The organism is Halorhabdus utahensis DSM 12940 (assembly GCF_000023945.1).
In the GTDB taxonomy this organism is placed as follows: domain Archaea; phylum Halobacteriota; class Halobacteria; order Halobacteriales; family Haloarculaceae; genus Halorhabdus; species Halorhabdus utahensis.
In genome coordinates, this window is record NC_013158.1 from 3,041,979 (window position 1) to 3,063,614 (window position 21,636).

General features: G+C 64.8%; 22 protein-coding genes. 15 read left to right on the top strand and 7 right to left on the bottom strand.

Going from position 1 to position 21,636, the window contains the following annotated elements; genetic code table 11:
* Positions 1-31 precede the first annotated feature (31 nt).
* Both HUTA_RS14465 and HUTA_RS14470 read right to left on the bottom strand, forming a co-directional pair.
* A complete protein-coding gene (locus tag HUTA_RS14465; RefSeq protein WP_015790676.1) occupies positions 32-853 on the bottom strand; it encodes an aldo/keto reductase in 822 nt (273 codons plus the stop codon).
* A 71-nt stretch (positions 854-924) separates the two neighbouring features.
* Positions 925-2,298, bottom strand: a complete 1,374-nt coding sequence (locus HUTA_RS14470; protein ID WP_015790677.1) for a geranylgeranyl reductase family protein — start codon at positions 2,296-2,298, stop codon at positions 925-927.
* 214 nt (positions 2,299-2,512) lie between these two features.
* On the opposite strand from HUTA_RS14470, the gene HUTA_RS14475 reads away from it, so the two are divergent.
* The 6 genes from HUTA_RS14475 (at position 2,513) to HUTA_RS14500 (ending at position 8,800) form a co-directional block, all read left to right on the top strand.
* Positions 2,513-3,769, top strand: coding sequence for a hypothetical protein (locus tag HUTA_RS14475; protein ID WP_015790678.1), 1,257 nt, complete (start codon positions 2,513-2,515; stop codon positions 3,767-3,769).
* Between the two features lie 74 nt (positions 3,770-3,843).
* Positions 3,844-4,770: a polyprenyl synthetase family protein gene (locus HUTA_RS14480; protein ID WP_015790679.1), complete on the top strand. Its 927-nt coding sequence runs from the start codon at positions 3,844-3,846 to the stop codon at positions 4,768-4,770.
* Positions 4,771-4,846: 76 nt separating this feature from the next.
* Positions 4,847-5,314: a hypothetical protein gene (locus tag HUTA_RS14485; RefSeq protein WP_015790680.1), complete on the top strand. Its 468-nt coding sequence runs from the start codon at positions 4,847-4,849 to the stop codon at positions 5,312-5,314.
* A 1-nt stretch (position 5,315) separates the two neighbouring features.
* A complete protein-coding gene (locus HUTA_RS14490) occupies positions 5,316-5,804 on the top strand; it encodes a hypothetical protein (RefSeq protein ID WP_015790681.1) in 489 nt (162 codons plus the stop codon).
* Between the two features lie 83 nt (positions 5,805-5,887).
* Positions 5,888-7,432 carry a hypothetical protein gene (locus HUTA_RS14495; protein WP_015790682.1) on the top strand — a complete coding sequence of 515 codons (1,545 nt, stop codon included), beginning with the start codon at positions 5,888-5,890 and terminating at the stop codon, positions 7,430-7,432.
* Between the two features lie 93 nt (positions 7,433-7,525).
* Positions 7,526-8,800 (top strand): heptaprenylglyceryl phosphate synthase, encoded by a 1,275-nt coding sequence (locus tag HUTA_RS14500; RefSeq protein ID WP_015790683.1) that lies wholly within the window; start codon positions 7,526-7,528, stop codon positions 8,798-8,800.
* Positions 8,801-8,828: 28 nt separating this feature from the next.
* On the opposite strand, the gene HUTA_RS14505 is transcribed toward HUTA_RS14500, so the two are convergent.
* From HUTA_RS14505 to HUTA_RS14520, 4 genes are read right to left on the bottom strand one after another with little or no spacing between them, the layout of a single operon-like run.
* Positions 8,829-9,491, bottom strand: a complete 663-nt coding sequence (locus HUTA_RS14505; RefSeq protein ID WP_015790684.1) for a DUF420 domain-containing protein — start codon at positions 9,489-9,491, stop codon at positions 8,829-8,831.
* A 48-nt stretch (positions 9,492-9,539) separates the two neighbouring features.
* Positions 9,540-10,214 (bottom strand): cytochrome c biogenesis CcdA family protein, encoded by a 675-nt coding sequence (locus HUTA_RS14510; protein ID WP_015790685.1) that lies wholly within the window; start codon positions 10,212-10,214, stop codon positions 9,540-9,542.
* Positions 10,211-10,723, bottom strand: a complete 513-nt coding sequence (locus HUTA_RS14515) for a TlpA family protein disulfide reductase (RefSeq protein ID WP_015790686.1) — start codon at positions 10,721-10,723, stop codon at positions 10,211-10,213. Before HUTA_RS14515 ends, HUTA_RS14510 begins: the two co-directional genes overlap by 4 nt.
* Positions 10,724-10,725: 2 nt before the next feature.
* Positions 10,726-11,424 (bottom strand): SCO family protein, encoded by a 699-nt coding sequence (locus tag HUTA_RS14520; protein WP_015790687.1) that lies wholly within the window; start codon positions 11,422-11,424, stop codon positions 10,726-10,728.
* A gap of 101 nt (positions 11,425-11,525) precedes the next feature.
* Here HUTA_RS14520 and HUTA_RS14525 point away from each other — a divergent pair, with 101 nt between their 5' ends.
* The 5 genes from HUTA_RS14525 (at position 11,526) to HUTA_RS14545 (ending at position 16,753) form a co-directional block, all read left to right on the top strand.
* Positions 11,526-12,185 carry a nitrous oxide reductase accessory protein NosL gene (locus HUTA_RS14525; RefSeq protein WP_143920390.1) on the top strand — a complete coding sequence of 220 codons (660 nt, stop codon included), beginning with the start codon at positions 11,526-11,528 and terminating at the stop codon, positions 12,183-12,185.
* 2 nt (positions 12,186-12,187) lie between these two features.
* Positions 12,188-14,089 carry a NosD domain-containing protein gene (locus HUTA_RS14530; protein ID WP_015790689.1) on the top strand — a complete coding sequence of 634 codons (1,902 nt, stop codon included), beginning with the start codon at positions 12,188-12,190 and terminating at the stop codon, positions 14,087-14,089.
* Positions 14,086-14,886 (top strand): ABC transporter ATP-binding protein, encoded by an 801-nt coding sequence (locus HUTA_RS14535; protein WP_015790690.1) that lies wholly within the window; start codon positions 14,086-14,088, stop codon positions 14,884-14,886. Before HUTA_RS14530 ends, HUTA_RS14535 begins: the two co-directional genes overlap by 4 nt.
* A gap of 22 nt (positions 14,887-14,908) precedes the next feature.
* Entirely contained in the window at positions 14,909-15,733 is an 825-nt protein-coding gene (locus HUTA_RS14540) for an ABC transporter permease (RefSeq protein ID WP_015790691.1), read from the top strand.
* 63 nt (positions 15,734-15,796) lie between these two features.
* Positions 15,797-16,753 carry an alpha/beta fold hydrolase gene (locus tag HUTA_RS14545; RefSeq protein WP_049941373.1) on the top strand — a complete coding sequence of 319 codons (957 nt, stop codon included), beginning with the start codon at positions 15,797-15,799 and terminating at the stop codon, positions 16,751-16,753.
* 33 nt (positions 16,754-16,786) lie between these two features.
* Here HUTA_RS14545 and HUTA_RS14550 read toward each other — a convergent pair whose 3' ends face one another.
* Positions 16,787-17,062 carry a DUF7111 family protein gene (locus HUTA_RS14550; RefSeq protein ID WP_015790693.1) on the bottom strand — a complete coding sequence of 92 codons (276 nt, stop codon included), beginning with the start codon at positions 17,060-17,062 and terminating at the stop codon, positions 16,787-16,789.
* 362 nt (positions 17,063-17,424) lie between these two features.
* On the opposite strand from HUTA_RS14550, the gene HUTA_RS14560 reads away from it, so the two are divergent.
* The 4 genes from HUTA_RS14560 (at position 17,425) to HUTA_RS14575 (ending at position 21,524) form a co-directional block, all read left to right on the top strand.
* A complete protein-coding gene (locus tag HUTA_RS14560; RefSeq protein WP_015790694.1) occupies positions 17,425-18,852 on the top strand; it encodes a flippase in 1,428 nt (475 codons plus the stop codon).
* A 104-nt stretch (positions 18,853-18,956) separates the two neighbouring features.
* On the top strand, positions 18,957-19,784 hold the full coding sequence (locus tag HUTA_RS14565; protein ID WP_015790695.1) for an inositol monophosphatase family protein: 828 nt from the start codon (positions 18,957-18,959) through the stop codon (positions 19,782-19,784).
* A gap of 39 nt (positions 19,785-19,823) precedes the next feature.
* On the top strand, positions 19,824-20,828 hold the full coding sequence (locus HUTA_RS14570; RefSeq protein WP_049941375.1) for a DUF5784 family protein: 1,005 nt from the start codon (positions 19,824-19,826) through the stop codon (positions 20,826-20,828).
* 69 nt (positions 20,829-20,897) lie between these two features.
* Complete coding sequence (locus HUTA_RS14575) at positions 20,898-21,524, top strand: uracil-DNA glycosylase family protein (protein WP_218915299.1); 627 nt, start codon at positions 20,898-20,900, stop codon at positions 21,522-21,524.
* Positions 21,525-21,636 lie beyond the last annotated feature (112 nt).

Below are 21,636 nucleotides of genomic sequence, written 5' to 3' on the forward strand. Positions count from 1 at the left end.
TTGCTACGAGCCTCGACCGGACCGTCTCCGGTCACCAGGAATCCGGTGCCCAGTCAGGGTGAATCTGCCGGTCGGTCCGGTCGATGGCGTCGATCGCGGCGATATCCGCATCGTCGAGATCCAGCGAGACACTCTCGAAGTTGTCCTGGATGTGTGCCTCGCTCGTGGCTTTCGGGATCGCCGTGACGTCCTTCTCTCGCAACCACGCCAGGCTGACCTGTGCCACGCTCGCGTCGTGTTTGGCAGCGATTTCGGCGAGCGTGTCGTCGTCGAGCACGGTCCCGCGCCCGAGCGGCGAGTAGGCAACGAGGTTGAGATCGTCCTCGGCTGCGAACGCCCGTAGTTCCTCTTGTTTCAGGTAGGGATGCATCTCGACCTGATTTGCGAAGAGGGGTGCATCGAGGACTTCCTGGGCACGTTCGATCTGTTCGGGAGTGAAGTTGCTCACGCCCACCCGATCGATGACGCCACGATCGAGCAGTTCGTCGAAGGCTGGGAGGGTCTCTTCAGGGTCGTAGGCGTGAGACGGCCAGTGAATATACAGGAGATCGATCGTCTCGACGCCGAGGCGCTCGGCGCTTTCGATGACGTCCTCATAGGCGAGGTCGCCCGCCCAGACCTTCGTCGCAAGGAAGACCTCCTCGCGTGGGACAGCAGCGGCGGCGATGCCGTCACCGACAGCTGACTCGTTGTGGTACGCCTTGGCCGTGTCGACGTGGCGATATCCCATCTCGAGGGCAGCCCGGACGCTTTCGGTACACTGTTCGGGATCCTCGTTTTGCCAGGTCCCGAGCCCGAGCATCGGCATGGCACCGGCGGCCGGCACGTCGTCGTGCGTTGTCTGGCCTGTCATCGATTGCCCGTAGACGGTGCACCGAAAAAAGGATGCGGATCCGTCGCTCGCAGTCGCCCCGTAGCCGGCAGTCAGTACTTCGGATCGGCACCGAACTCCGCGTAGAAGTCCTCCATGAACCCGTCACGTTTCGCCCGCCACTCCTCGAACCCGCTGGGTGTGGTCGGATACTCGTCGTAGATCGCCTTCAACTCCGAGGCGCGCTTGTTGACCTTGTAGGCGTCGTACAGCGTGCCCCAGTGGCCGAACGTCTGGACCATCGTCTTGAGCTTCAGTCCCAGCCCCATCGAGGACGTCCCGCTCCGTCCGAGGATGTCGATGAGTTGCTGGGCGGGCAGCGCTGCGAGGACGTCCGAGATGTCCTCGACGGTGAGTGTCGTTCCGAAGATGTTGTACAGGTCCATCGCCGCAAACCGCTTGCCGAAATCCGTCAGTACGCGGTGGTTGTACTCCCACAGCGAGGCCTCGCTGACGTCGCCGGCGGCGATGGCATCGGCAGCTACCTCGGCTGCCCAGTGGCCGGCTTTAGCCGCCCCCGGAATCCCGCCACCAGTGGTCGGGTTGACGTGACCCGCAGCGTCGCCGACCGCGATGAATCCCGGCGCAGTCCCTGAGTCGTACGGCCGGCGAGTCGGCAGCGCCGCGCCGAGTTTGTCCGTGACAGTTGCGTTCTGGAACTCCTCGCGGTTCTCGATGTCGTCTCTGAGCGTATCGACCAGTTCCATCGGTTCCTGGTCCATCTGAAAGCCGAGGCCGACGTTGATTTCCGTCGGCGTCCGGGGGAAGTACCACAGATACCCCAGCTCCTCGGTCGGCTTGAACACGATTGCGTCGTCGAAGTCGACGGGTTCCTCGACCTCGATGATCTCTCGATAGGCCGAACAGAACTGCCGATGCGTGACGTTCGTATCGAAGGTCGCCTCGGCCAGGTCGGCCTTGTCCTGGAGAAGCGACAGCGCGCCGGCGGCGTCGATGACGACGTCCGCTGGGTACTCCCGTCGTTCGCCCTTCCGGGTTGCCGTCACACCTTCGACGTGCCCGTCGTCAGTCTGGACGACGTCCTGGACGACCGTATCGAAGTGTAATTCCGCGCCGACGCGGTCGGCCTCTTCGAGCAACACTTCACCGTAGCGCTTCCGATCGACGATCGAGCCAGACCCTGTCGCGAAGGGGTATTCGATAGTCTCGCCGCCCGGTACCTCGAATTGCGCCCGCTGGATGTTCTGGTTGGTGAACGCTTCCTCCCGGAGGTAATCCAGGTCGATCACTTCCGGGAACGTACTTTTCCCCTTGATCGCGTCGCCACACGCGATATGCCCTGCCTCTTGCTCGGATTTTCGCTCCAGAAGGACGACATCGAGGTCCTGCTGGGCGGCACTGGCGGCGGCGAACGCCCCAGCTGTCCCACCACCCACGACCACGATGTCGTACGCGTCTGTCGACATTGACCATGGGTAATCTTGGGGGTCACAAAAAACTGCCGTGTAGCGGCAGGGGATTCGGGGTATTTGACTGCCGGCATACATATTTGTTCCCAGACAGTTCGGCTCGGATCGTCGACGGACTGGAGGGCTGTGACGAAAGGATCATAATCACACCGGCCAGAAACCCACCAATGTGCCGGCGACGATCGAGCCGGATTCCATCGGTGATCTTATAATGAGGACGACACTTCGACGGCGGCTTGCCGGCTGGCTGGCAGAACGGAACAAACTTCCGACGACGGGACAGGCTGTGCTGGGCTATTATGCCGATTCCGGCGTGTTTGATCGGGAAAGCATCCAGCTCAAGCGGATCGTCGATCGGCGGACCCAAGCGATGATCGCTGACGCCTTCGATCCGGTCGAAGACGCGATAGCCAAGGAGTTCGATATCGATCCCGCGGAGGTCTCGTTCAGCTACGATACCAAGCTGACGATGCCGGCCGAGTTGACGCTCGGCCAGATCTACCGGACGGCGAGACACCGTGCAAGCGACGGTGCCGACCCCGTGGCCCTGAGTATGTGGGAGAGCGACCGGGAAACGGCAAGTGATCTTGCGGAAAACGACGTTGCTGGGCCCGTCAGCTTCCGTAAATCCATTTCCGACGCGCAGTGGCAGGCCGGTCCGACGTCCCCGCAGGATCTCGTCGACGGCGGGGACTACCTTACTCGCCTCGTTCTTGCGGCGCTGATCGATGGCGACATGCGAGATGCGATTAACGACGCAGAGTTCGAAGACTTCTCCGTGGCGTTCACGGTTACTCCCGACGAGCGACGCCGGGTCGCCGAGGTCGCCCAGAAGACCCTGGAAGCCGAACTCGAGGACACCTTCGACCGACTGCCCGACGAAGTCCGGGAGATCTACGACTGGGCTGTCGACCTTTCGGAACGACACCAGGATCGCGATCCGCACTTCCGGGAGCTCTTCGAGGCCGCTCGCGATGGTGATTCGGCCGCTCGTGACCGGATCAAGGCGGAGTACCGTGACGTCTCGCTTTCGGCATTCGACGCCGATATCGATCTCTTCGAGGGGGTCGAGACACTCCCGTATCTCAAAACCCAGTACGCGCGCGTCGGCGTGATCTACGACGGGATGATCGAGATGTACCGTCGCGCCGGTCTGCCCGTCGACGAAGCGTTCAAGCGCTCGATCGTGCTGGCGATCATCGGCGCGCAGATCTGGCTCGACGATGTCGACGACTACGCCGACGATCGCGTCGACGGGCAACTCACGCCCGTCACCGCCGAGTATATCCTCGCGGAAAACACCGAGACTGCCTACGATCGGATCGTCTCGATCAGCGAGCAGTACTTCGATCTCGCTGAACGGTTCGCCACCCAGACTGACTCGCCGTTGACCGGTATCGCCACGGAGTACATCTACCGCTCCGGCGACCCCGGCGTATTGCCCGGTGCCGTCGCCGGTGAGGAGTGATCAGGCCCCCATCCAACGGGATCGACCGTCATCGACCGAAAGACCGAGGTTCCCCGCGCCTGACGGTGCAGGTAATGACTGACAGAGATGACGTCTTCGAGTGGCTCCAGGACGAGGTCAAACCGACAGTCGACGATCGGATCCAGCAATGGCTCGAGGAGTTCGAGTACGCCGAGCGGCTCTGGTATCCGATCGATACCGGCGGCAAGCGCATTCGACCGGGACTCGTGTTTCTCATCTCGGAGATGGTCGACGTCCCACGTGAGGACGCACTCGACATCGCCGCGGGTGTCGAACTCCTCCACAACTTCACACTCGTCCACGACGATATCATCGACGGCGACGAGTATCGCCGCGACGAACCCACGCTGTGGGCCAAGTATGGTGAGGGCAGCGCGATCAACCTCGGCGACATGATGTTCGCGAAGGCGATCCTATGTTTCCCACCGGAGACCCGTGATCTCGCGCTCGATACGGTCATCACCGTCACCAACGGCGAGCAGATGGACATCGACTTCGCCGAACGCCGGGATATCACCGTCGAGGAGTACATGACGATGGTTCGGCGCAAGACCGGTGCGCTGCTCGAACTCTGTGTCGACGCCCCGCTCGCGCTCGCCGAAACGGACCTCGACCTCTCGGGGTTCACGTCGCTGGGCCCGGCCTTCCAGATCCGCGACGACCTGCTGGACTTCCAGGAGGGCAAGGGCCGCGAGAAGATCGGCAACGACGTCCGCGCGGGCAAGCGGACGCTGATGGTCGTCCACGCCGACGACGACCGCGTCTACGACATCCTCGACAAACCGTTCGACGAGACGACTGACGAGGATGTTCGCGAGGTCATGCAGATTCTGCAAGCCGAGGGGAGCATGGAGTTCGCCGAACAGCGGATGAACGCCCTCATCGAGGAAGCACGCACGGCCATTGCCGACCTTCCGGACTCACCAGGTCAAGAGAAACTCGAGGCGCTCGGGCGCTTCATCACTGAACGGGACGTCTAACTGTTCAGTTGAGTGAACCGCGGCCAAACTACGTGAGAGCGGTGGCTTTATGGTGATTTGCCGGCGTGACTCGTGCATGCTTCCGGATGCGGAAGAGCTGTTCTGGGCACTGGCCGGAAACCTGATCATCGGCATCGGCGCGGGGACGGCGACGCTGTCGGCGTTCTCGCCGTCGCTGCCGTTGGTTCCCGGGTCGAACCCTGCCGTCAGGGTCGGGGTCGTTTCGATCGGGTTCGCGATCTTCTTTGCGGGCTATCACTTCACCCAGGTCGGCACGTATCTCGGTCCAGACGAATCGTTCACTTCGGCGTTCCTCCCCGCTCCCGATGCCGACTCCGACGCGACTGACTCGGGTGGCGTCGACGGCGTCCTCCTGGCTCGGGGTGGGTTTGTTGTGCTCGGGGTCGTCGGCCTTGGCGCGGGAATGCGGCTGTTCGCGCTCACGATCCAGTCCTGGAGCGCGAAGCTGGGCGTCGCGGCCGGCGTGGTCTGTATCGGCGGGTACATCTTCGGCCACATCGGGATCAACGGGGTGACGCTCTGAGATGGCAGTCGAGACGCACGCTGGCGAGTCACCGCTCGGCCGCGTCGGGAGTGCCATCGGACTGATTGTCGGTCTCGCCATCACGGCTGCCTCGATGTCTTCCGGCTTCATCTGGGCAAGCCAGGGCCAGGTGCTGCTGGTCTATGTCGCCGGGTTCACGTCGTGGTCGGGGTATCTCATTGCCCATTACGCCGAGGAGGGTGTCTTCGTCGACGACATGAGCGAGGAGCGTACCGATAGCCCGACGATGAACGGGGCCGACGTGAGCGAGGCCGACGGCGATGGCATCCTTGGACAGCTCCGGGCGATCCTGCCGGATGGACCGGCGGCGTTCGGCTTCCTTGCGGGGATCGCGATTCTCGTGTCCGGGATCGCGATCCTGGCGTGGTACGTCCGCATGGAGAATCACCTCCTCGGTAACCTTGGCAGTGGGATGTTCCTCGGCGGCTATGTGTTCGCCCACTACTTCGACTCCGGGAAATTCCTATAATTTAATCTATCATATCAATTCCCTTCAAGTCGGTTGGTTCACAGGAACTTTTTTCACAGCGCACGCAGGATAGCTCCCTACGAATGGGCGAGTCGGACGCGACCGGCGAGACGACGGGGCGCGAACACTGGCGTGCTGACCGGCCGGCCGACGACGAACTCCTCGGGTCGCTGTGGATCCGCTGGACAGACGGCGGGAGCGACATGCATCTCCACCGGATCTGTGAAATCGTCCCCCAGCTCACGCGAACAGACACGTTCCCGTTTCTGGCGATCAAACCGGAATCGGGAAACCGACCGACGTTCGAGCGGGTCGAGCGTGATTCGGACGGAACCTACCGCGAGACCGGCGCGGAGGCACAGTTCGCCTTCATCGATGGGATTCCACGACAGTTGCTACGGCACGCACCGCTCGTCATCGCCGTGGCGACTGCGCTGCTCGTTGCCGGCGCGTGGCTTGACCCGTCGGTCGGTCCGGTCACCGACCTGTTCCCGTCGATCGCGGGCCCGGACGCGGGACTGTTCGCGCTTTACCTCGCCATCACGCCGGTGTTGGTCTGGCTGCTGTCGATGGTTGACGTCGTCGAATATCGGGAGTTCCCCTCGGCACTGGCCATCTATGGGCTCGTTGGGGCGCTCGTGGCCGGCGTCGGGATGTCGGTCTTCCTGACGGTTACTGCCGACCACCCCAGTGCCATCGAACCGAACGTTGTGTTCGTTTCGGGATACCTCCTCCTGTTACTCGTTGCCGGCCAGTTCCTCTACGAGGCGACGCTCCGTATCGAACATCTCTTTGTCACGCTCGGCGCCAGATCGAACGACATCGTCGGGGACGAACTGGCCTACCGGCACTTCCTGACTGACCTCCACGACAGCCTCCGGCTGAGGGTCTATGGGCTTTCCCCGTCCCGGGTGTTCGGCGTGCTCGTGGCTGCCCAGTTCGCCATCATCTGGCTGATCGGGAACGGCCCACAGGAACTCGATTACGGGCTCGGGCTCCTCGTCAACGCCTCGTTGAACGCCATTCTCGGCACGGCAGCCTTTCAGTTTCTCGTCGTCGTGCGATACTTCAACCGGCTGTTGAACGCCAGCGGCGAGTACAGCGATGTCGAGTTGACTTACGAGCCGTTTCACGTCGACGGCTACGGCGGCTTTCGTGACCTGGGCCGGTTTGCGATCCGGATCAACATGATTCTCACCATGGCCGGGCTGTATCTGGTTTACCGGTTGTACGTTGTCGGCGGCCGGGCGATTCCGCGCGGGGGAGTCATGGCGATCGGTGATCCGCTGTCGACGGCTGTCTGGCTCATCAGCTTCGTCGGTCCGGTCGTCGGGTACGCCCTTGGAGCCGGCGCTTGGGGGTATTACTCCTTCTGGTCGATGCACGCCAAGATGGTCAGGGACAAACACCGGATCGCCCGGAAATACCAGGGCACGGCGCGTGAGGTCGACAATGACCGGACGCCGGCGGCGGGCGACCGTATCGAGTCCTTCGACGACTCGGAAGGACCAGCATGGGCTGCCCTCCAGGCGGCTCCGACCTGGCCGCTCGAGGTCAACAAGATGGCCAGTCTCCTCTCCTCGAACGTCCTCCCGTTGCTGTTTCCGGTCTCGAACGTCCTGTTTTGAGGGGTGATCCCGGCCATTCGCCTCGACCGGTGGAGTGTGACGCACGGTCGATAGCAGGAGGTATAATAGCGGGGCGGTTCCAATCAGCTACCAATGCCGAGTTTCGACGCTATCGCCCGTACTTTCGAGTCGGCGACGAGAACGATATCGCTGGCCGGACGAACCGTCTTACCTGTTGACACGAACCCCGTGCCGGCGGAGTGGGAGCACATCACGAAGATCGACCCGGAGGAAGCGAAGAAACTCCCGCTGTTGTTTCCGCTCTATCTTCAACACACCGGCGCGCTGGAGGTCGGGGGCTCGAAAGACGTGACCGGACAGAACACCGAAGAGACGCTCGAACTGGTTTCGGGGCGACCGCGCCCCGCGATCCAGGAGCCAAGCGGCGTCCGACAGGTCACCGAACGGACCCGCGAACAGGCCGATTACTTCGCCGTTCCCCAGGTGCTCAACGGCGACACGGAGGCCATTGTCGGGACGCTCGGCTCCGGAATCGAGTACCTCAGGGAGGAACTCGGTCCGGAGTACCTCGACGACAAGCTCCCGATCCCGCTCGGAGAGGGGCTCGAACGGCGGGTCGTCTCGCTGTTCTCGGCGTGGACGCTTCAGGAAGCCGTCTTCGAGGCGTACATCATCATGAACCTCGACAGTGCTGCGGCCCGGGAGGCCTCGGTGACCGAGGACGATCTGCTCAGTCCGCAGGAAGCCAAACAGCGGGCGATGGTTGCCGAGACGGTCTTCGAATCTGAGATCGTGTATCTCGAGTATTCGGGGACGTTCGGCGGCGAGGAAGCCGTCGAGATCCTCGAGGACGTCTCGGATGCGCTGTCGTGGTCGCGGCTCTGGTACGGTGGCGGGCTCGACTCCCGCGAGAACGTCGAGGCTGTCCTCGAAGCCGGCGCGGACGCCGTCGTCGTCGGTAACGTCTTCCACGAGATCGCCGACGAAGAAGCCGATCTGTGTGCCGACGCTGTCGAGGCGCTCTCGGCCGACGCCACGCATGGCGACATCGAGTCCTGGTTGAGCGACGAGTGCGATGTCGCGGAGACGAGTGCGGCCGAGTACCTCTCGACGATCCCGTCGCTGTCGAATCCGACCGCCAGGGCCCGGGAGTATCTGGTGTCGACCATCGAGGCCGCGCTTGCACTGGAGGCCCTCCGGTCCGAGCTGGACGGCGAGGTGACGAGCGAAGCCGAGCTCGCTACTGCGCTGGATCGACGCGACGAACTACCCGGTGGTATCGAACTCTCGAACGTCCTGGGAGACGACGAGCAGTCGTTCCCACGCGATCTCGTGGCCGGCCTGCTCGCCGAAGACCTCGATCTCGACGCCGAGGCGCTGCCGGTCGAGCACATCAGCGTCGCTTGACATCCTCCCGTTCTCGTCGGTTTCGCACCTATTCGCGACCGCCGGATTCCCCGCCCAGATCCCATACCGGCCGTGGCACGGCAACCAGCAGGAGCATTGATTCGCGGGGCACCCAGCCGTAGACGTGGTTCAGCATGACGTAGGTCACGATCCCGAGAAAGAGACTGATCGACCAGGCGGCGACGGCGATCCGGCCGACCCGGGCGTGGGCCGTCGATCGGAGTTCGGCCGGCGTGTGCGTGAGTCCGAGAATCACCGCATAGAGGACGACCGGGACCGCCACCACCGAGAGGATGATGTGGACGGCCAGCATCAGCAGGTAGGCGATCTCCGGGGGGCCGGTGACGGTGATCGACTTCTCGAAGCCGCCGCCGACCTTCCAGAGATAGAGCACCAGGAAGACGGCGATGAGGGCGAACGCCGTCAGCATCGCCGCGCGGTGTTTTTCGACTTCGTCGTGCTTGATGAAGTAGACGCCGGCGAGGATCGCGCTCAGCGCGCTCGCGTTGACGACGGCGATGAGGTGACCAAAGAGGTTGACTGTCGACCGGTCGAGCGGCGGAAACAGCGGGATCGCCCCCGCGAACGCGCCCGCCACGAGGGCGTACCCGATCGCCGAAAGGACGGCTGTCACGCCGAGGGGCCGCTCCCGAGCTACTCGTCGGAGCCAGGAGCCTGAATCTGTCTGCATACGCGACCCTGGACCGCCGGCGGCTTTTGTGTTCGGCTTCCGGCACGCCTAGACGCTGTAGACGAACAGCGCGAGGGCGATCTGGGCGAGGCCTGCCGCGACGAGAATCCCGCCCGCAATCGGCGTCATGCGGTCGGCCAATCCCGCGAACCGATCCGTCGTGATCTCGACGCCGACCGCGACTGCAACGGTGGCTCCGATCATCAGCACCGCCATCCCGGCGGCGTATCCACCCAGGACTGCGGCTGTCCCAGCCGGCCCGAACGTCAGTGCCTGGGAGACGACAGCCAGAAAGACGGGGGCGACGCACCCCGTCGCCGCGATCGCGTAGAGTCCCCCGAACCCGACGAATCCACTGATCGACGTGGTTCTCTCGGGCAGTCGCGCGTGCCAGCCGACCGTCCGGCCTGACAGCGTCACCAGTCCGAACAACATCAGCAGGACGCCGACGACCAGTTCGAGCGTTGAGAGGTGTGCCTGGAGCGGCCGGCCGACCGTGATCGCCGCGACGGCCAACAGCCCGAAGGTCACCAACACGCCGACGCTCGCTGCCAGGCCGCGGACCAGAGCCCCAGTGAGTAGCGCGCCTCCCTCCCTGGACTCGGCCTGCATGTAGTAGCCGACGTACCCCGGGAGTAACGGATAGGCACAGGGCGCGAAAAACGTCGTCGCGCCCGTCGTGACTGCGAACGCGACGGTCGCGCCAAAAGTAAGTCCGCTCATGGCCGGGCGTCGGCGATCGCTTGGCTCACTCGTTCCGGGTCCGGGACGCCCGTCTCCGCCCAGACGACTCGGCCACTCGGGTCCACCACAGCCGTGTATGGCAACGTCGATGCTCCGAGACTCGCCAGCAGGCCCCCCTCGGGGTCGTGGCCGACGGGCCAGGCCCCGCCGTACGCGTCCCACCACGCGAGCACGTCGTCTCTGGAGAGTTCTCCGCCCAGCACTTCGTTGGTGACGGAGACGAACGCGATGTCAGTGGTTTCCGCCTGGACCGTCCTGAGCGCGTCGAGAGCGGGCTTGCACGGTTGACACCACGTCGCGAACAGGTCGACGACGGTGACCTCCCCATTGACTGGAACCCGCAACTCGGCCCCCGCGGTGGTCGACGTATCGAACAGGTCGATGACGGTGGGGTCGATTCGCTCCTCACCGGCAGTGAGTGCCAGATAGCCGCCCGCTCCCACGACGGCGGCGCCGCCGACGCCGGCCAGGAGTTCGCGTCGTCGCATCGTCAGCCTTCCCGGCGCCGAAGCGTCCGGAGGTCCTCGTCGATCGACTGCCACGACGGTGTCGAGTCGGTGTAGGATCGTTCGACGTATCCATCGGCATTGACCAGCAGGATGAGCGCGCGGTGGGAAAACATGTACATCTCCATCTCTTCGGGGTGCGTCCGCTCGAATCGGACGCCGAACTCGTCCATGACGATGTCCTTGGCGTCGTCGGGCGACTCCGGGCGGAGGAACCGCCAATTCTCGTCCAGAGCGACGTTCATCCGGTCGGCGTATCCGCGCAGTCGATCCGCGTCGTCGCGTTCGGGGTCGAAGGTGACCGCCTGGAAGGCCGTCGTGTCGATGCGGTCGTCCTCGATTGCCTTCGCCTGTACGTTCCGCAGGGCAGAGATCAACCGGGGACAGACCGTCCGACAATGACTGTAGAAGAACGTCACCAGCGTGTCACGGCCGTCAGCACCGATCGAAACGTCCTCGTCGGCAATGGGATCCGATAGCGTGACCGCCGGAAGCGACTGTCCGTAGACTGGATACGGGAGACTCTCCGGCTCGGCCCGCAGATCCGGCCTGTCGAGATAGGTGTTCGATGCGTCGATCGAACGCTCGCTCGTCACTGTGGTATCCGACTCGGCGGCCGAACACCCGGCCGTCAGCGCGGCAATCCCACCCGCGACTGTCCCCAGATACGCTCTCCTGTTCACGTACTCGACATTGTGTCGGACGCACTAAACCGTTCCCGAACGCGAAGGATTTGCTGGGAGAGACCACCGGATTAATTGTAGAAGGCTCCCAATACTGAGTAATGGTCGATAGCGAACAGCACGGAGTCGGCGGTTCCTGGGACTCTGCGTCGGGTGGCCGCGTTGGGGATGTCGACTCTCACTGTGACGGCGGCGGTGTTCGGCACGGATGTACCCGACGGCGAGTCCTGTCGGCGGCTGCAACGAGCGGCGTCCTCAGCATGGCGGGCTGTCTCTCCGGTCCCACCCCAGATCCTGTCACCCTGGGGTCCGACGACGTCTGTGACGTGTGTGGCATGATCATCCCACAACATCCCGGACCAACTACCGAGGTGTTCTACCGAAACAACGACCCCTCCGGCCACGACAACCCGGCGCGCTTCGACAGCACCTGGGAGGCATTCCAGTACGATTTCGAGCGCCGCGATCGTGGCTGGACGCGCGCGGCGTTCTACGTGACCGACTATTCGAGCGTCGACTACGAGATCCGCACCGATGCCGGCACGACGTTCATCTCGACCCACCCCGAAGCCGCGGCGTTCGCCGACGCGTCTGCCGTTACGTTCGTCGTTGGGTCGTCCGTCGAGGGCGCGATGGGGCGGGATCTCATTGCGTTCTCCAGCGACGACGACGCAACGGCCTTTGCCGACGAGTACGGCGGCTCGACGGCACAGTTTGCAGACGTCACCAGGTCCATGATCGGTAGCCTGGCCCAGACCTAACGATGCGAGTCACGCTCGTTCTGGCCGGTCTCGCTGTCGTGCTCGCGGGGGCCAGCCTGGCGTTCGCCGCTGATCCGGGCGCGAGCGCGAGTGCAGAGCCGGTTCCGTTCTCCGATACCCTCACGACCGGGCTTGCGGGTGTCGATGTCCAGCAAGCCTACGCCGCCGGCCACGAGATCCCCCGCGTCGAAGTGTTCTACTCGCACTATCAGTACGTCGTGGGCTACTATGGGGTAGCGTCTGCGGTCACGGCAGTCGATCGCGAGGAGACGACCCGGCAGTTCGGTCGCCCCATCGGGATATACGTGAGCGACTACTCCGGTGCCGGCCCTCGGCTCACTGACGAGGGTTATCTCACCGTCACGTCCGATCCCGCAGTCGGGTGGACGCGAGCCAGCGAGGCTTCGTTCGTCGTCGGAAGCGGCGCACGGACCCCTGGCAGTCCGGCGGTTGTCCCGTTCAGTGACGCGGCTGACGCGAGCGACTTCGCCGAGCGCTACGGAGGAGCCGTCCGCGAGTGGGGGGCGCTCGAGCCCCGCGAAGACGAACCGAGGGCATCGTGGCTACGTGAGGCGGCGAGCGATCGCAAAGCGTGGGCCGACCGGACCGTGCAGGATCGTCGACCCCTCCTGGATCGGCCGGTCTCGATCACGGTGGGTGGCGACGTTCCGACGCTCGCCGCGGCGATCGAGGCCGCACCGCCGAACACCACCGTTCGACTCCCGCCCGGAACCTACGACGGAAACGTCACCATCGGGAAGCCGCTCACGGTCCAGGGAGCAGGCGAACGGACGCACGTCGTCGGTGATAACGGAACCGTGCTTCGAGTGACCGCGCCGCGGGTCGGTCTCGCCGATCTGTCGATCAGTGGCGTGGGTAAGTCGAACACGGGCACGCCGGCCAACGCCTCCGAAACAGCCGACGACTGGGACGAGAGCATCCGGACAACCTACGGGTATGGCGATGCCGGGGTCGTCTTCGACGGGGCGAACCGATCGCTGGTGTCCCGGGTCACCATTCAGACACCAGCGAGCGGCGCGATCGTCCGAGACAGCGATGGCGTCGTCGTCGAGAACCTCTCGATCGACGGTACCGCCGACTGGCAGGACGGATTCATGGGCGTCCTTGCGATGGACTCCCGGATCGTGGTTCAGCACAGCACGTTCACCGGCGGCCGGGACGCGGTCTACACCCACCACGCCGATGGACTCGTGGTGCGGGATAACCGAATGACTGGCATGCGATTTGCGGTCCACGAGATGTACACATCCGAGACACTGGTGGCGAACAACACCGCCCGCGATACCGATATCGGGATCGTCGTCATGACGCGGCCGCGATCGAACGTGATCATCGAAAACCGGGTTTCCGCGAGCGACGTCGGGATCTCAGTCGGCGGGAGTAGCTCACTCGCGGCCAACAACACGCTCGTCGCCAACCGCTACGGGATGGACCTCGGTGCCCAGCGATCGACCTTCGCGCACAACGTCCTGGTCGGCAACGAGGTCGGACTGCGAACGGGCACGATCGTTCCGACAAACCGCGTGACGGACAACGACCTCGTGGACAACGACCGCTACGTCGACACCGGACGTGGGCCGGTCCGGGTGTGGACGGGCAATCACTGGGGCACCCTCCCGGGCCGCGATACCGATGCCGACGGTCGGATCGATCGCGCGTTCCGCCCGACTGGACCGGTCGATAGCGTCGTCGGGCGCTCCGACGGGGCCGCAACGCTCGCGACGTCGCCCGCCGTCACCATGTTACGGCAGTTCCAGGCGGCGGTTCCGGGATTGCGATCCGCGAACGTGATCGACGACGAGCCGCGGACCGATCCGGTCCATCCCGACCGGGTCGCGGCGGCACAGAATGCTACCGCCGCTGGTGCGGGGGTTTCGCCATGACCGGTGACGATTCCCGCAACGGCAAAGAGGTCGCTGACGCCCAGACAGCCGATGACGAAGCGGCCTCCGGGGACTCCGTTTTAACTCTGGAAGCCGTCCGGCAGTCCTTCGGCGACGTCTCGGTCCTCGAGGGTGTCTCGCTCGATGTCCGGGCCGAGTCGGTGACGTGCTTGCTCGGGCCGAACGGCTCGGGGAAGTCGACGCTGCTCTCGATCGCGGCGGGCCTTCGAACCCCGGACGAGGGGACGGTCACCGGAGAGATCGACGCCGCGCGTGACGTCGGCTATCTGCCCCAGCGCCCGGCGTTTCGGCCCCACTTCACGGTCGCCGAAACGATCGGATTCTACGGATCGCTCGTCCCGACACCGATCGACGAGGCCGCGACCCTGGAGCGGGTGGGACTCGCTGCCGTCGCCGATCGGCGGGTCGAGCATCTTTCGGGCGGGATGGTTCGGCTCCTCGGGCTGGCACAGGCGACCGTCGGTTCGCCGCCGGTCGTCGTGCTCGACGAACCCGCCAGCGGCCTCGATCCCCAGATTCGCCACCGTATTGCGGACGTCATCGCCGATCTTGCAGCCGATGGCGCGGCGGTGCTCATGGCGACCCACGATCTCGACGCGGCCGAGCGCATCGCCGACCAGGTCCGCATTCTTGACGACGGCGAGTTCGTCGCCGGCGGATCGCCGTCGGAAATCCAGTCCGAAACTGCTGCTGAATCGCTCGGGGGCGCAATCGATGCGCTGATCGACCGCGAAGACGCTATCGGCGTCCGGGCCGGGACGGGTGATCGGCGATGATGGGGTCGACAGGTGATTGCGGATGAACGAATCCTGGGAGCGGACGGTCGCCGTGGCTCAGCGCGCCTTCGATGCGACGCTCCGGAGTCGGGCGCTACTCGCTGTCGCCGCGGGCTACGCCTTTGTCGTCCTCGCCCTCGCCTGGACGACCCGGGGTAGTGGCTATCTCTCGCTCTCGCTCTCCGTGCTCACGCCGCTGGAAGTGCTGGTGCCGGTAGTGGCGTTTGCGGTCGGGTACCGGTCGATTCTCGACGATCGCCTGCGGGGCGAACTCGCCGTCTTCCGGACGTATCCGCTGTCCGCGCGGTCGTACGTCCTCGGCGTGTTCCTGGGTCGGCTCGCGACAGTCCTTATGGTCGTTCTCGTCCCTCTGCTGATCGCCGGTGGATCAGTTCTCGCGTTTCGCGAGGAGTCCATTTCGGTTCTGGCGACCCACGCCACCGCCGATTCACCCCTGGTCTACCTGCGGCTGGTCGTTTTGACGGCGGTGTTCGCGCCGGTGGCGCTTGCGGTCGCTATCGCCGTCTCGGCGATCGCACGGACGACCCGGAATGCGATCGGGCTGGCGATCGGGGGCGTCGTGATCCTTGTTGTCGGGCTGGATCTCGGTTTCGTGGCCGGGCTCGCCGGTGGGGTCGTCCCCCCGGAGGCACTCTCGACGCTTTCCGCTGTGAGTCCACTCTCGGCGTTCCGCGGCCTCGTCCTCGAAGTCGCTATCGGGCCAGTAGCCGGCGATACGATCGCGGGTGGCGTGGAGCCGCTGGCCGCCCTGCTTGGACTGGTGGGGTGGACGGCGGGGGCACTCGCCGTCGCGATTCACTGGGTGTATCGGCCAGGGCCGCCGTAGTCCGAACGACAGTCGGGGACAGTGGGCATCACCTATATGCCGGCCACGCCCCTGGTGTTAGATATGAAACTCCGGAACCTCCTCACGACGGCTGTCGGCACTGCCGGCGTGATCGCTGGCGTCAATCGCATCCTCACGACCCGTGCCGGTGACCTCGAAGCCCCGCTCGTGGGCTCGGAGGGCACCTACCGCTGGCGTGGCTTCGACGTCGCCTACACCGAAGCGGGCGATCCGAGCGACCCTGATCTGCTCCTTGTGCATGGCATATCGGCGGCCTCTTCGAGCCGAGAGTTCGCCGAAGTGTTCGAGGACCTCTCCCGGGAGTACCACGTCATCGCCCCTGACCTCCCCGGCTTTGGCCGATCGGACCGCCCGCCGTTGCTGTACTCGGGGTCGCTGTATGAGACATTTCTCCGGGATGCCATTCGGGATCTCGCCGATGAGCCCACGGTCGTCGCGTCGTCGCTATCGGGTGCCTACGCCGCCTGTGGCGCGTCCGACGCGGCCGTCGAGTCGCTCGTGTTGATCGCGCCGACGGACACGACGATGAGCGAGACGCCCCGGTCATGGCTCCGGTCGGTGTTTCGCGCGCCGCTCGTGGGTTCGGGGCTGTTCAACCTGCTGGTCAGCAAGCCGGGGATCAAGCATTTCCACCGGGACCACGGCTACGCGGACATGGACAATCTGACCGACGAGACCCTCGAATATCAATGGAAGTCGGCCCACCAGCCCGGCGCACGCTACGCCCCGGCGTCGTTCGTCAGTGGGTATCTCGATCCCGAGACGGAGCTTGAAGATATGCTTGCCGACGTCGACGCCCCGGTCACGCTCGTCTGGGGGCGCGACGCCGAGATCACGCCGGTGTCGGCGGGTCGTGCACTGGCGAAAAAGACCGACTCCCGACTGGTCGTCTTCGACGACGCGAAACTCCTTCCGCACGTCGAGCATCCGGCAGCGTTCGTCGGGGTCGTTGCCGACGACATCGACGAAGCGCCCTCAACGGCTGTTTCGACCGCTTGAGCGCGTTCCCATCCGCTTTACAGCGGCAATCGGCTACATCCCCATGTCTTCGGCCGATTCGGGGATCGGCAACTGTGCCGGATCGACGCCGAGTAGCTCCGCGGCGTGATCGAGTGCCATGTCGAACCCGTAGTAGCGTTCGAGTTCGTCGCCGTCAGCGGTCGGTCGAACTTTCAACATGGCGTAGCCCTCCCGGTTTTGTGCGATCGCTGCTGTCTGTCCGTTGACCTCGAAGACGAGCACGCGTTCGGCGTCCGTCTCCTCGTAGGTGGCGGTGATGCCGTCCGCCGTCCGCTCCGTCGCTGTCATACGCCCCGTTCGGACGCCAGCGTGTCGAAGGTGTCGGTCCGGTCTTCGCCCCATTGTGGCGTCGGTCCGGCCGCCGCACCCGTTTCACGACGGTCCGGCCGCCGCACCCGTTTCACGTCGGTCCGGCCGCCACACCCTTTTGGCGTCGAACCCGCCGGTCCATCTCGAAAGATATAGGAAGGCGTGACGGCGACCACTTTGCGTGTTACTGTCGACGCGTCGTGGCAAAACGCGGAGGTATCGGCCGTGAAGCAGGGGACGACTGCGTGGGGGCAGCGGATCGCGTACTCACGAAGTGACCGTCTCACCCGGTCGTGGCCGCTGGGGGCCAACGACCGGCGACACCAGCGGGGGGCCTGACGATGGACTTCACGCGCTCCAGCCTCAAGCTGTTCGCGAGCAACGTCGGCCGGACTACGATCCGGTTTCTCGGGATCGCGGTGTTCGCCCGGGCGCTCGGGGCCTCGGAGATGGGGATGTTCTTCCTGTTTCAGGCACTGCTGGGTATGATCGCGATTCCGGCTGACTTTGGCTTCCGGGGAGCCATCGAGAAGCGGATCAGCGAGGGACGCGAGCAGAGTACGTATCTCACGAGCGCGCTGGCGGTCAAACTCGTCCCGATGGCGCTGGTGGTGGGGCTCATTCTCCTCTTTCAGGACGCCATCAACGGCTACATCGGGGCCGAGTTCGCGGTCTTTCTCGCCGTCGCGATCGTGATTCAGGACGTCTCGCGGCTGTCGACCATCGTCCTCCGGGGCGAACTTCGGGTCGGCGAGACGGCGATCCTCCGGGTGACCCGGTGGGTCGTCTGGTTTGCCGTCAGCGGACTGTTGGTCTCCCAGGGCATGGGGGTCGAGGCGCTGATCTACGGCCTGCTCGCCGGGTTGAGCGTGATGCTCATCTGGGGCTGGTACCGGGTGTCGATTCCACTCGGGCGCGTCTCGCTCGATCACGCCAGGTCGCTGTTCGAGTACGGCCGCTGGGGCGTCATCTCGCGGGTCGGCTGGTACTTCTACTCCTGGATGGACGTCGCGATCATCGGCTTGCTCATGACCCAGGCCGACGTCGGGGCCTACGAGATCGCCTGGCGGGTGACGCTCGTCGTGATGCTGTTGAGCCGATCGATCGCGACGACGCTGTTCCCCCAGGCCAGCCGCTGGGACGCCGAGGAGGCCTACGAGCGCATCGAGGACATGATCCGGAAGACGATCACGCCCTCGATGGCGCTGGTGATCCCCTCGTTCTTCATCACGCTGGTCTACGCGAAGGAGATCCTGGGGCTGGTCTTCGGGCCGGAGTATACCGTCGCATGGGTCGTGTTGATCATTCTGATGGGCGAGAAACTCCTCCAGTCGGTGCATACGATCCTCGGCCGGTCGCTCCAGGCGCTCGACCGCCCGGATCTGGCGGCGTACGCGACGGTCGCCTCCATCACCGTCAATCTCGTCCTGAACGTCGTGCTCATCCTCGAGTTCGGCATCGCCGGCGCGGCGGTCGCAACGGCTTCGTCGTTCGTCCTCAACACCGTCCTGCACGCCTACTTCCTCTCGCGGTTCGTGACGATCGAGTTCCCGTGGGTCGAGATCGCGTGGTTGACCGGTGCGGCCGCCGTGATGGCCGGGGCCATTCACGCCATCGGTGTGGTCGTCCCGATCGACACGCTCCCGCGTTTGCTCGGCATTCTCGTGGTGGGCGTCGTCGTCTACGGACTCCTCACCCTGGCAAACCCCTCGATGCGCCGGAAGTTCGTCGGCGAGATGCAGTCGCTGGCTCGTGGCGTCGCCGAGTGAGGCGGCGTCCGAACGGAGGCGTCCTGATGGCTATGCTCGCACCGCTTCACAGCGGCCCGACCGTGGAACGTCAGGGCTAACCTACCGCGGGAGCAACCGAACGCATGGACGCGACCGAGGAACTTCAGGTTGCCATCCGAGCGGCCCGCGAGGCCGGATCGATCGCCGCCGAACACGCTGGCCGTGACTTCCGGACGGCCGAGGACACCGAATCCAAGCGCAGCGGGAACGATCTGGTCACTGCCGTCGACCGGGAGTGCGAACAGCGGGTCACGGACGTGATCGGGGCGGCCTTCCCCGCGGACAGCGTCGTCGGGGAGGAGAACCCGACGGCACTCACCGGCGAAGGTCGGGAGTGGATCGTCGATCCGATCGACGGGACATCGAACTTCGCGACCGGGTATCCCTATTACTGCGTCTCGGTCGGCCTCCGGATCGCCGGCGAGGGGGTCGTCGGCGTCGTCCACTCGCCCGACACCGCTCTGGGGCGGACGTGGTACGCCGCCGCCGGCGAGGGTGCTTATCGAAGCGAGGACCACACGCTCGACGGCGAACCGATCACCGTCTCCGGGCACGATACGCTCGCCGGCAGTCTGGTGTTCGCCCGCCTGAGCGAGCGGAGTCGCGCCTGGCTCGCGTCGGATCTCGCCGTCGCGAGTTCGCTGCTCGAACGCGAGAGCATGGTCCGGCGACCGGGGAGTTCCGCCCTGAACATGTGCCAGATCGCCGACGGCAGCGCCGACGCCTACGTCGTGCTGTCGATCAACGACTGGGACGTCGCGGCGGGGGAGGTCATCCTTCGTGAGGCGGGCGGGACAGTACGGGATCGGGCGCTTTCGGACGGCACCCGCCAGGTAATCGCCTCGAACGGCTCGATCCAGGCCGACCTCGAAACCTTCGTCGACACCGTCGTTGGGGACCGGTACGATTGACACCAAACACGTAAAGCAGTCACTCACGTATCGAATCACGTGGCGAAGCCGCTTCGATTCCGGCGCTCGAACGAGCGCTGGACCGCCGATCGCGTTCGATCCGCCCTCTATCAGTCACTGAACCAGGCCATCGGTGCGACGATGGGACGCCCATGGTTCCGCCAGCCCGAGGGATACGATGCCCGTCGTTTCGACATGGATAACGGCGACGTGGCATTGTTCACCTGGTCCGACGACGTCGCCTACTGGATGGGCAACACCGAGACCCCGAAGGCGCTCTGGCAGACCGAGAAGTACACCTTCGACGAGGTGCCCGACGCCGTGGCCGAGTGGGCCGAACGGGAACTCCTCGCGACGCTACACGAGGAAGCCCCCTGGCTCGCCGAGTACCCGACCATCTCGTGGTTTTTCCTGCCGGTCTTGCTCTCGAAGGACGGCCGACACACCTCCCGGGAGTTCTTCCGGGATCACGCCGCCGGATTCCCGGAGTGCGATCGGGAGACGGCCCTCTCCTATTACGAGGAGTTACTGGAGGGCGGCGTCTTTCCGGACCGCTATGAGATGGCCGCGAAACTCGGGACGGCCGAACGGCTCAACCTGACGCGGATGAGCGCGACCATGAGCGAGTTCACTGTCGCCAAATTGCTCGACGACGCCGGCTACGACCTCGCCCCGGAGAACGAGGTGTCTTCGGGCCACTCGATCGACTTTCGGGTCGACGGCGACGAACAGACGGGTCGACTCGTGGAAGTGACGCGACCGCTGCCACCCTCGGAACGGTCGGCCGGGTCGGCCGTCGCCGCGATCAAGGAAACTGTCGCGACCAAGACCGGCGGGCAACTCGCCGACCACGGCGGTGGCGTGACGCTGCTCGTCGACTGTTCCTCCTTCGACGACGGTGAGTGGTCCCGCATTCTCGACGCCCAGCCCGAGATCGGTCACCGGCCGGCCGTCGTCTTCCGCGTGCGACCTGGTGGGAACACTGCAGCCTACACGCTCGGGTCCGTGCCGATCGACTTGCCGGCGTACGTCGACGTGGCCTGAGTCGTCGCTGGTCCGTCCAGTTTGTCCGTGATCGAGGGATTCATGCAACCCAGGTGCCGAGGGCACGATGTGACCTACGTATCGGACGCGGAGTTCAATCCATTCGGCTTCGATCCGGACGGTGAACGCTTCGTCCCCGGCTTTGGCGATGTCGAGGCGGATTTCCAGATCATCGGGGACCATCCTGGTATCCACGGCGGCGTCACAACCAGTGTCCCCTTCACGGAAACGGACGGTGCGAAACGCCTCCAGGATGCGCTTTTGCAAGGCGGACTCCTCCGGAAAGCTGGCGCTCCGCCGACGGTCGATTCGACCTACCTCTCGTATCTCCATCCGAGCGTCCCCGAGCAAGCGCCGACCGACGACGATTACACTCGCGAGGAGACGTTCGTCGAGGCAGAAGTCCGTGCCATCGCGGCCCACGTCCTGTTGCCCGTCGGCGAGCGCGCGACGCGATGGGTCCTCGAAAACATGACGACGGAACCCAGCGATGACCTCGATATGGCGGCGCTACATGGAAGAGAGATCGTCGGCAGCGGGTGGCTCGTTGTGCCCATTGCCGATCCGGACTCTTGGGACGAAGACGACGGGAGAGAACTGTCTGATGCACTCACCGAACTTCGGAAACAGGATTATCGACGAGAGGCCGATCTGGGTCGGCTCGCCGGTGGGGGCGAGCCCTATTACGTCCGATGATCCACGATTCGACTGGGCGACTGGCGCGTTTCAGACCCGGTGGCACGGAATTTTGTAAGTCTGTCCGCATGAACTGGCGGTCCTCGACCCCGAGCACCGGTGAACGGCCGAG